Source organism: Bartonella jaculi, from assembly GCF_039543045.1.
GTDB lineage: Bacteria > Pseudomonadota > Alphaproteobacteria > Rhizobiales > Rhizobiaceae > Bartonella > Bartonella jaculi.
Genome location: NZ_BAABIZ010000016.1, coordinates 14,769 through 27,315 on the forward strand (window position 1 = coordinate 14,769; position 12,547 = coordinate 27,315).

General features: G+C 41.3%; 2 protein-coding genes and 2 pseudogenes. 1 reads left to right on the forward strand and 3 read right to left on the reverse strand.

From position 1 onward, the window contains the following. Positions 1 to 63 precede the first annotated feature (63 nt). The 3 genes and pseudogenes from ABD915_RS06525 to ABD915_RS06535 all read right to left on the reverse strand — a co-directional run bounded on the left by ABD915_RS06525 (position 64) and on the right by ABD915_RS06535 (position 9,645). On the reverse strand, positions 64 to 7,605 hold the full coding sequence (locus ABD915_RS06525) for a two-partner secretion domain-containing protein (RefSeq protein WP_345116732.1): 7,542 nt from the start codon (positions 7,603 to 7,605) through the stop codon (positions 64 to 66). Between the two features lie 90 nt (positions 7,606 to 7,695). Further along, positions 7,696 to 9,459, reverse strand: a pseudogene (locus tag ABD915_RS06530) (ShlB/FhaC/HecB family hemolysin secretion/activation protein). Positions 9,460 to 9,465: 6 nt separating this feature from the next. Then, positions 9,466 to 9,645, reverse strand: coding sequence for a hypothetical protein (locus tag ABD915_RS06535; protein ID WP_345116734.1), 180 nt, complete (start codon positions 9,643 to 9,645; stop codon positions 9,466 to 9,468). 255 nt (positions 9,646 to 9,900) lie between these two features. Here ABD915_RS06535 and ABD915_RS06540 point away from each other — a divergent pair. Beyond that, positions 9,901 to 10,560 (forward strand): annotated as a pseudogene (locus tag ABD915_RS06540) (type ISP restriction/modification enzyme); the annotation flags it as partial. Positions 10,561 to 12,547 lie beyond the last annotated feature (1,987 nt).

Below are 12,547 nucleotides of genomic sequence, written 5' to 3' on the forward strand. Positions count from 1 at the left end.
AATTATTCTCCATCAATTATTTTATAAGTCTCTGTTTTTTCTCTTTTCATCAACCGTAGAGCATTACTGCTGATGCTCCTGTCCCCATCTGTTAAAATCTAGACCTATGATACCCCATCTCATATCGATTATTCCTCCTAAATGACTGTTTTTTTGTTCTCCATACCCATTACCAAATTTATACCAAAATTCCTCTCTCTGCTTATCAAACTTTTTTCTATCTATAAGCGATTGATGTGTTTTTGGATTATTATGAATCACGGAAGTATATTTTTTATGAAATTCATGGCTCACTGCTGCTAAGGGGCCATCAGGGGTTTGATTTAGGTGATGCAACTCAACAGACTTATCATCAAACCCTATAGGTGCTCTTTCTGCTTTCATTCTTTCAATATTATTGCCCCACACTTTTTCCCCTTGTACCATCCAGTAAGAAATTCTGTTAGGATCAAACAAATCGTCTCTCCAATAGATTTTGTATGTCTGACCAAATTTGCTATCGGTAAATTTAGTGGGTTTCTTTTTTAACCAAAGCTTTTTTTCTTTAGCAGCTTCTTTGGTCAGTTCTTTCCTAGCAGCAAGTTTGGCAAGATCTCCCTGAGCGGCAAGTTCTGCAAGATTTTTCTTGGAAGCAAATTGGGCAAAATCTTTCCTCGCCATGAATTTGATCAAAGCTTTTTCGCTAAGCTTGGTAACAAGCTTTGCACCTCCTTTGGCTATTCCAGCACCTCCAGCAAACAGGGATGCGACTTCAGTCAATAATTTTCCGAGTTCAACACCCGCTTTAAAGGATCCACCGGCACCGGCTCGCTCATATTCCTCCGCCATTTTATTAATGCGATCTACATAAGACTGCCCGAGTGTCGCCAAAATCTCACCACTCGTGAACAAATCTTTAAGAGCTTTCAAAGTCTCTTTGGGATGATTGGCTATTTGCCAAAAACCATCAACCGTATCGTATAATTCAGCCGGTACACCAGCTACCATACCAGCCGCAAAGCTTACATTTTGACCACCACTAATCGCGGACCATTTCATAAAAACTGCTGCCTTACACAAATAGTCAGAACACTCTTCTAATTCTTTCTTCATTTGGGCTTGTTGCGCACTGCTGAGGTAGTTATTAGCCGCGGCATTACCTGCGGCATCAGCGCCGGTATTGACATCCCCACCAGCAAGGGCAGCAGCAAAGCCCCCGGCAATGCGGGAAATATCAATGGTCTGCTCTCTAAAGTCTGCAAACTGTGCATCAATCTTGGCGGTGATGCGGGCTTGTTCTTCCGGCGTTGGGGTGCGACCATCTAATGCCCCCATTTCCTCTTTGATAATGTTTTGCATCCACAGTTTAAACTGGAGCATGGCTGCAGCTTCACCTACAGCCCCTCCCACGGCGCCAGCTGTACAATCACCACTCGCCGTGGCGCCGACAATACAGCCAAGACCGGCATGAGCTACAATTTGCGTGACCGTGTCTATTTTACCCTCTGCCTTAGCGGTACCAATTTCTTCCGCTAATGTTTTGCCAAGGGTTCCTGAAAGGGCGGTGCGTAGATTGTTAAAAAAGTTTTTGTCAAGTGAACCGCCTTCAAGAGCCGTTTGAACGCCCGTGCCAATGGCGGCTTTGATCAGGTTCCTTTCTGCTTCACGCGTGATACGATCAACCAAAGGGGCTGTTTTGGATAAGGATTGTCCAACACCGGCCATCTCTGTGAATTGGCTGGTTAAGCCTGCTGTCAACATTGAGGAGACAATGCCCAAAACATTCTTCGATGAGCCTAGCTCATGGAGTGCCTCGGCAATGTTGCCGCGATTATTGACAAGAGCCACAGCACTTTTGTTGATCAGCGCCTGTACCCCTGCTTGTATTGCTGCATTCATGGCTGTGCTAGAACCAACACCCAATGCACTGGCAATGGTACCGGCGGCACTGGAAGCTGTCCCTGCAGTAACAGCTGTTACAATCAAGGTGACAAAAGCTGCTCCTACTTCTGTGAGACCCTGCTTTTTATAATCCCAGTCTTTAAATTCAGCCTTAACTGACTGCCAATCAACTTGCTTGGCTAATTCTGGATCATCACGCAATTGCTTGATCCATGACAATTCTGGAGAACGGGCTAACTGCTCAAGGGATTGGTCAAAATCACCGGTTTGTTCATATTCAACAACAAAGCCATCGCCCGCATCAAGCTTCATGCCCCCACCAGCTTCTATGGTCACATTCTTGATGGTCTCCTGCAAATAACCTTTGTCGCTCTCACTCCACCACACAAGGTTTTCATTGCGCTGATAAACATCCTTAAAATCCTGATCCTTGTTGGTCAGAAACTTAATCTTGCCCTTATCTGCCGCAAAATGTATCTCGCCACCACTTTTTGCCCCTATGGCTTTAAGCGTGAGATCCCCATTTTGCGCATGCATGGAGAGGTTACCACCCGTTTCTATCGTGGTTTTATTGGTGATAACTTCGGTTGATTGTTGACGAAACTTATTCTTTTGCTTTGATTCATCGCCTTCTTTCCCCCTAAGATCCAAATCAGAATTACTAAAGTCTTGTTCTGAAACCACATTGAGAGCGCCACCACTGGTGAAATCTGCATCGCCCTTGACTTTAAACTTACCCCCAATGTTAAGATCACCCTCTGTAACAATGGTTAGATTGTCACCACTGTTGACTTCGGCCAACTTGTGATGAGAGCTTTGAGCGTCATAATGCCCTTTTTCTAAGGTTTGCTTATTCTCACTCTCTAGTACCAATGAACCAATGGTCGCAGAACCACCGACAGTCACCGTCATCGAACCGCCACTGTTCCATTGCCCACCGTTCATGCTTAAATCGCCAAGGGAGTGAATATTCAAATCCTGTAGAGAGATGATTTGAGACTGCTGCCCCTCGCGATCAACAAAACCAAATTCATTCGTGTCACGAATTTTGGCTGTCCCATCAACGATTGTCTGAGCAGTGAGGGTGATCATATCCCCTAAAATAACCCCTGACGAATTGACAAAAAGCCCTTGGCTGCTCAGATCAACAGTACCGCTGCCAAGCAAAAATCCACCATCATTAAACAATGTTTGCGTGGTCGAAACATTAAGTGAACCATTACTCACGATGGAGCCGCTATTGGCAAAGCGGTCCGCCTCTATAGTGACGCCATTGCCTTTTAAGTGTGCACTAGCAAGATTTGCTTGCTGCGTTTTTTCCCCATAAACATCTTGTACAAGTGAAGAGTTTGGCGCCAAATAAACATGGGGCACCAAAACTTCTTGCCCGTTGACAACATGCGTCTCAAGCCAGATCATATCTTTTTTGATCTCGGCAATTTGCTTTTGTGTTAATGGTTTGCCTAGCTCTAACCCTAATGAATCTTGCTGTGCGATGGCATTGTCATAAAGCCTTTGCATTTGTGCGTTGGGATCATCCACGTCTATGAGGCTGCGATCCCCTGTGAGTTCAAAAATTTGCTCACTTATCAGACGATATTCATAATAGGCATCCCCTAATCTTTTAAACACTTGCTCAGGCTTATAATTGCCAACCCTTTTGAGGAAATAATCTGAGCCTAAAAATTTGCTGGGATTGATAAAATCTGGACGCGTTTCGACTAAGAACGGCACATCAGGTGATTGGCTCTGTGTCAGCTCTGTCTTTACAGAGCTAAGCCTATCTTGCTTTGGTACTTGTATGGATTCTGGTTCTGGTGTTTGGATACTCGGTGCAAAAAGTGCTTTGTGCCCCGTCAAACCATTGATAATCTCGTCTAATCGATCATCACTGATCAGTGGTTTAGAGCCGTCAAAATCGGTGTTTTTAACACCAGCCAAGCCTTTATCACCAGAGCTTAAGCCAACTTGCTCCACCCCCTCACGCACCGCATGATTATCAATATAGCCCGTCAGCTTGGCATCAAGCGTTCCCCCCGCTTCAATCGTGCCATAAACTGCATCATAAGTGCGCGTAGCCGTTTTGGTATTGGTCGTGCTGCCATAATATGTTATGCCTCCAAGCTTACAAAATCCATTCCACGGTCTACATTTTTTCTTCCTGCGATGTGTTTCAGTCACAATCTTGGTTGTTTCGATTAAATCGCGCCCCTCATTGAGCAGCGTATCGCCCCGCATTACAATGTTGCCATTGGCAGAAATCAAGCTATAGCTATTGCGAATATCCCCGGCATTCACTGTTAGGTGACGTCCTACTAAAATCTGTGCCGCATTACCCTTAAAATGTGCTTGCTGACGGATAATCGTAGTATCAACATCTTCCTTTATCTGGTGGTACTTAACATTGGTGCCTTCCCATCTTCCCGCAACGAACCAGTGAGAAACCACTTTATCGCTTACCTCAACCCCGCCTTCACGCATGTTGGTAAGAGATGAGACATCGAAGCTCATATCGCCTGAGACAGCTTCTAAAAGACCCGAACTGTTGATCACATGACCAGCCCGCTCTCCCTTTAAGCCACGGATGATGAGATTGTCTTCGGCAATAACATCGCCAAACTGATTGATAAAATCCCCATCTAAGGAGAGTATGGCAGATTTCTTGGCATAAATCAGCCCGCTATTGCTCATATCCCCGCTCACATTGAGCGCAACCGCATCACCACCAGAACCAAGGCTGCCAGCATTGTTCAACGCATCTGTCGTCAAAACAAAAGCGCCGCCACTTTTGAGAACCCCATCTTCAGCATTTAAAACCAGAGCCGTTTGCCCCAATAGTGGATCATGATTTTCTGCGACAAGTGTAAAAGCCCCTTGAGATAAAAATTGACCTGAATTTACTAATGAACCAAGCTTTGCATCAACAACACCACCCACCATGATGCCTTGATTGCTTACAAGACCAGAGCTGTTTAAGCTAAGCATCCCACCTTGTGCTTCCACAAGCCCTGCATGGGTGAACATGCCTGCACTCAATGCTACATCATAGGCGCCAATCTTACTTGTCTCACCCATTGTCAAGGTGCCATCACTGGAAAGCTCTATCCGCTTTTTAGAAACAATGCGCCCTGTTTGATTGAGATTTGTTTGCGCATGTAAAGCAATTTCATCATTGCTCTCTATCATGCCGCTATTGCTTAAATCACCACGGCTCATCAGCTGAAGATCACCACGCTCAATCTCTATGTATCCTGCTTGGATCACACTATCAGCAACAACATTGACTGCTCCTTGCGTAGAGATGAGACCATCAACATTTTCAAAACGACCCACATCAATGCGCAAACCATCTCGCGCTAAAACATGTGCACCCTCATCATGTGTGCCGTTTTGCTGGTTCGAATTTGTTGTTCCATCGCTTTTATTGACAAAAGATGTTGCAACAATCTTCATCTCACCGGCAAGAGCACTGAGAAGACCAGCCTCATTATTTACATGACCAGCCCGTGTCTCTTTCAGCCCATGAATGGTGAGAGCCTCTTCAGCAATTATTCTGCCCTGTGTGTTGGTCAAATCACCATCACTGAATACGTCCATAGATTTTTTGGCGTAAATCAGCCCACTATTGCTCAGATCACCGCTCACATTGAGGGCAAGATTTTCATCACTAGAGCCAAGCGCACCAGCATTGGGCAATTGCCCTGCAAACAAAACAAAACTGCCCCCACTTTGGATAAGTGCACCAGACGCATTCATAAGAGAAGCTTGTTGACTATCCGCTCCCTCTTGTGTGCTAATCGTCAGCTGTAAATCATTGCTGGCTATCAACATCCCTTGATTGTTGAATGCACTTACATATCCACTAACGCTGTCACCGCGCATCATGCCATGATTGAGGATATAATCACGCACTTGGAAAGCGAGTTCCCCACCTTGCGCTTCTATACTTCCCGCTTGTGTCAAAGCAGCAGCGCTCAAGAGCACATCATACCCCAACATTGTGCTTTTTCCACCCGTTGTAAGCATACCCCCAGCTGTCAATGCAACCTGCTGCAAACTAATAATATCACCCTTGTGGGTAAGTGCTCCATGCGCTTGAAGTGTGATCACACCATTGGACGAGACACTGCCTTCTTGGATAAGATCACCACTCTGGGTAGAAAGATCAACTTTTTGCTCTGCTGCTAAACGAGCCCGTGAAGTAAGCGCTGCGGCTTCCACCAAAAGAAAACCGCCAGCGCTATAATGACCAGCTCCTATGTTGAGAGCATCATCGGATTTCAGAACAACATTTCCCCCAGCACCAATATGGTTGTTTAAAGCCGTGATTTGATTGGTTTTAATGGTCAGATCACCAAGGGAAGACACCCCCGTCTGATTGTTGTCTTGCAAGCGATCCAGATCAATAGCCGCGGCATTGATCTGTAAAAGCGCACCAGCCGCAATTCGCCCACTACCTGCCTCAACTTTTGTTGCTTGTAAGTGCAAAGAACCTGTCGCTGACTGTTGGCCATCATTGCCAATGCCGTTGGCCAACAGAGCATCAGAGCCAAGCTTAATCGTATCGGCGTTCACATCAACATTGCCGCTCGCTGCAACTCGTGCATGTTCTGCTAATTCAACCGTGTGACGCGCTTTCAGTTTAACAGAATCTTCTGAAAACAATAAGTCTTTTACATGCACGCTCTCGTGATGAGAATGCGCATGTACCGCACCTTTAGCACGGGCTTTAGCAAGCACCAGCTTGCCATCACTCGTCAATCTCATGGCGCCTGCATTGGCAACCATGTCCCCTCGCATTTTAACGCCTGCCCCTTTATCATTGGCAAGCACGCGGATCTGACCCGCATACATCCCACCAAATTCGCTGGAATCTATTGCCAATTCCGGCTCTTTGCCATCTGAGCCAAGAGACGTTGCTTCCCGTTTACTATAATCAAAATGATTACGCCCCGCGATAACTGCTAAATCCCCTTTGACTTGTATGGGCCCTGCAACGCTAATCTTGCGCGAAACCAGATCAAAAATATCTAACATGCGTCCATCAGCGCCTTTAGCGCCAATGGTGATATCCCCACCCTCAACACGTAAGCCACTCAAAGCCCCATTGGCGCCAATAATCGGCTGCCCCGTCGATAAAGTCACCCGCGGTGTATTGATAAAGCCACAGCCCTGACAGGTAATGCCATTGGGATTAGCAATAATAACATCCGCCGCGGCCCCATGAACTTCGCTCATTCCTTCAAGACGCGAACGATTGGCACTTACCACTTCATTGAGAATAACCTTTGCAGCACCAGTGCCCCGTAAATTGCTATTGCCAAGCACTAAACCACCAAGCTGTGAACGTGAAACCTCCTCAGTCGAATTGTTTAAAATCACGCCATGGGTATCAACATTAAAACTGTCATATTTATTGTGAGAAAGACCTTGTCCATTGGGGCGCGCTATATCAACAAGCGGTACGCCATTACTGGCTTCTCCTATCGTGGGGCGGAAAAGTGAGCCAACCCCATCTGCTGCTTTAATCCCTTGAGCCTCTTGTACTGGTGATCTTTGTGCACCAATTGCTTGCGCTTGTACTAACAAAGGTTGAAAAGCTAAACTAAAGCTTAAAATGAGAGAAATCCCTTTATGAGCCCCTCGCTGCAAAATACCAAGAGCATGCTGCCCTAGCACACATCCATATCCTAATTTATGCTTTTGTTTCTGAAATCCCCGCATCTTACTCTCCTCAAAAAGCCTCTATCTCTTTGTAAAAAACACCCCAATGGGTATAAATAGTTAGGCGATCTTTTCGACCGCCCCTTTGCTCTAAAATCTCAATAATGTTCGCACTTGAAACAACCCTGTCGTATTCCCCTGCTCTCTGGGCGTTGATTGGATCAAAATATTTGAATACGACAGATCCATATCCAAAATTTTTCCGCTTGCATGAAAACCCAGAGTTGCACCAACGAGGCTACCGCCAAAACTATTTCTAAGGGGAGCATGAGCTGCCATCCCTAAATCAAGCGCCATATACGGTGCAAATTGCCCTATAAATTTACGCCCCCTCTCGGAGGAAAAACCTGGCAACAATAGCGACAATTCATTACGCCAAAACACCCCATTATTGCCGTAATAAACCGCCTCACGCACGCCGCGCACAGAAGAATTCCCTCCAAGTGATAGTTGTTCTGAACTAAACAACGTATCAGGGGACAATTGACCTGAAAGCAACGTGTTATAACGAAAATTATACTGTTTGAGTGAAAAGGCACGCCCATAGCTTAAAGAAAAAGACAACTTTGAAAATTGCCCTTTGGGAGCATTTCTTGTCGAAGTTTCTTGCTCTTTATCATCATAAGCGCCCAAAATCGCCAAACCCTTATGAAACCCTATATGAGCGCTTAATTCTCCCCCCATCCATTTGCGTGAATGATCAAGCTCTAATATTGCAATAGCTAGTTTACGGCTGGAAACATCAACCTTGCTGCCCATAATAAAATTATCGGAATATTTCCATGTCAATCGTCCTGTAACCCATGTCTTTCCCTCTTGATCACGGTCAATAACCCGTGAAATCCATGGCGTAAACGATAAAGATTTACCGGCAGTATTAATATCAGAAAATATTCCCTTAATACTCGAATGATATTGACTCCAACTGCCATCAAGACCTACCGTCCAATAACCATAGGGAATGGAAAAGGAACCCGTTATCGTATCACTATTGGGAGGCTTGCCTGAAAAATGATACGGGCCACCATTCATGGAGCGCTAATAACTAAACGACCATTGATCATTGATCCCTAATAAATCATCAAAAGAAAGGCTAACACGCGTTTGGTAAAGCCCTGTTGCTTTAGCACCAAGATTATCACTGGAAACTGTAAGGAGCCACGGCTTCTTCTTATCAATATGAATATCAAGAATAGAACCACCTGGTGCCTCCCCGGCACCAAGATTGATCGTTGCATGACGAGAAAAAAGCCGATTAATTTGATCAAGTCCTTGTTCTATCGAGCGAAGATGAGCTGGATGACCAACTAAATTTGGAAAAGCCGTAATGATTTCCCCTTGATATTGCCTTGCAACTTTATGACCCTCTAGAGTGATATCCTCTATTTGTCCTTCAACAACAATAATTTTAAGACGACCACCCCTTAAGTCTTGCTCAGGCAAATAAGCCCGCACCGCAATATAGCCGCGCTTCATATAAAGCTTGGTTACTGCTTTAAGCACTTTGTTGATCTCACCAATACCAAGACAGCGGCCCTCCCAAGAGGAAATGGTGTTATGAAGGTCGCCGCGAGAAATCAATTGAGCACCAACAAATTCAATGTTTTTAATCAGCAAACAGTTTTTTTGTGTTGAATCACTTGGAAATAATGGGGGGGCATCATCATCCTGTAATGAAATCTCATGCGTTTCGTTCCTGCGATGTAATTGTTGAAAATGCTGGTCTTGCGTTTGTTGACGTTGAATCCTTTCGGATTGATCAATCGCTTGATCACGAATGCTTTCTGCAAAACTCGGCAACGAGAAAAGGCACGAAATAGCTGCAACAATAAAAGCGAAAAAAAAACTACGCATTCAAAACTACGCATTCATTGTGCCCTCAAAATGAGAAACAAAATGAACCACATCATCAGCATCACAGAAAAAATCACCAACCGTGTAACAATTTTTTAATTTTTTGATGAGAATAATTCTTTTAAAATCTAATAGAAAAGCATAAGCTGCAGCATATATATTTGCTTTATTGGTCGTGAAAACCATATCATCTCCCCCGCTTTTGAAGATTTTATAATGACATTGTTAAATAACAATCATACACTCTATATGCTTTATTAATTTTAAAGTGCTGCATGTAGTATAATTTTGAGATGAAAGTAAAGGCCTTATTCACAAAATATATCTAATTTATCGGAACTGTTACATATTAGAGACAACAAGAAACACTCCATTCTTATCGCTTGATAAGAAAAATAGTACAACTATCGTCCATTTACTACAAAAGCAAAAAAGAAAATGCGTAATGCCATTACGGATGAGGGTTTAGCCCATTTCCAAGCGGCTTATCCTAATGAGACTATCACGAAAGATGATCTATTCTATTATGTTTATGGTCTTTTACACTCAGAAGATTACCGCGCTCGTTATGCTGATAACCTCTCTAAAGAATTGCCTCGCATTCCTTGCGTAAAGAGTGCTGAAGACTTTTGGAAATTTGTTATAGCAGGACGTGAATTGGGTCATTTGCACGTCAATTATGAAACTGTAGAACCTTATCCAGTCTCATTTAAAAAAGGCAATCCTAAACAGACTGATATTTCTAATCCAGAAAAGTTTTATTATGTGACTGAAATGAAATTCGCAAAAATTAAAAATAGTAAGGAAAAGGATAAATCGACTGTTTTTTATAATAGCAATATCACAATAACAGATATCCCTCTTGAGGCTTATGACTATATCGTCAATGGCAAGCCTGCTCTTGAATGGGTTATGGGGCGTCAATGTGTAAAAACAGATAAAAAGAGTGGCATTGTTAATGATGCCAATCGCTATGCTGTTGAAACCGTTGGAAACCCTGCTTATCCATTGGAGTTATTCCAAAGGGTTATTACCGTAAGTTTAGAGACAATGAAAATTGTTAAGAGCCTACCAAAATTAGAAATGAGAGAAACTGAATAGACTTGCCATGCTTACATGATGGGTATGATAAATTCACAAGGGGTATAAGGTCTTATAACTATAGGTTTATACCCCTTTTATAAATTGCTTACATACAATCTTAAAAGGAATAATTTATTATGCGTTATTCTAAAAAGAAATCATTTGCACTTTTAAACACTCTACTTTGGATTCTTTAAGACTTATAAGAAATCCACTCTTAAAGTGAATATGCTTCTTTTGATTGCCTTTAAGAGATTATACCGTAATCTCAAATGAGTGCTTTATAGCTTTCAAAAAAACTCTTTAAAGAGAGTTTTATATCTTCATTTTACTTATAGGTTTTGTCTGTTTTTAAAACCCCCAAAACACCTACAAAACCCTCTTAAATATATATTAAAGATTGTATTTATGTGTTGTGTTTAATATAGGTTGTTTATTTGAAACATTAACTTATTGAAATATAATAACTTTTATTTTGGATTAAAAAATAAAATAATACGTACAAAAAGCACCCCCAAAACTCATAACCTAATGATCTTGATAGCATTTCTTATGAGTTACAAACCATCTTTTGAAAGGCTTTAAAGGATCACATGATTTTCATAAAGCACGTTGTAATCATTCTCTAAATCATAAGGTTATCATTCAAAAGAACTGATAAAATTCATAAAAAGGATTTTGATAACGTAATCAGTTTTTAATTTCATATGCTTTTCATAAGACGTATTTTAATCACTCACTAAAATGATCACTTTTGTCAGTTAAATTTACTGACAGATAACTGACAAAAATATACTATGAGTTGAATTTATGGATTACATCTTAATAAGGGCTGTATCATTAAAATACTAACATATTGAAAAATAATGTTTTAATTTTTTATCTCATTAAAAAAAATACTCTAGGGTCTAAAAACAACTGACAAAAATGACAAAAATGACAAAAGTCTATTAAAAGGGATTTTGCTAATCTCTACAGTTATCAATCTCTCTTTAGAGGTTTTAATAACAAGCTATAAATCACAATTATCCTTTCTCTTATAAAAATGAAAAATGATGCGGTGGCTATAAAGAAGATAACAGCTATAGAGAATGCGTGAAAAAGCAGGCTTTCATAATCAAAATGCAAATGAATGCATTGGTTATAAAGATAAACCCTATAAAAGGCTGTTAAGTCGCAAATGTGTTATAAAAGAAATTAACAGAAATCTTAAAAAACATTTAGTAAAAAACAAGATATGTTATAAAGATAAAAATACGCATAATGAGAGCGTTTCTAAATATTATTAATGTATAGACTCAGAAAATAGCATAATCGTTTTATAAAGCGAATAATATAGCTTTAAAAGCATATAATACAAAAGAAGAAATTAATAATCATATGATAAATGTTTACACACAATGCATTTAAAAAAATCATAAAAAATATCAAAAAAGTGCATAAATTAATTGACAATAAATACGTATTTTGTTATATAAATAATTAAGTGATCAAAACACTTACAGTTAGCGAAGAGGTTGCGATAAACCTAATCCTATTATAAAAACTGACTATCTTTTATGCTTTGATTAGCATATATGATGATTTTGTCGGGTGTAGCTATGCTATACAATACCCTTTATGGGAAAAGCATAGCAACGGACTAACTGCCGTGTTTTGAGCGCCCGGCGCCACATATTACATAAAAATATAAATAAATCAATATGTTATGTGCAATTATTTTATATGAATCCACTTGAGAATCCATACTTTTATACGTGATTCATTTGACCATTTTTTATATAAGATTGCCATGTATGAGTAGACCATAAAAAGCCAATCATGATGCAAATGTTATAACGCATGTGTCATTCAAATGAAATGAAAAGCAGCTATCATTCATAACAGTTCATAAATTCTATGATACGTTTTTATCACAGCACAAATCACATTGTTTAAAATTTAATCGTTTGAAATTATCGATAACATACGTTTAAAGATCACAGCTTGGTTTGTTAATCGTATA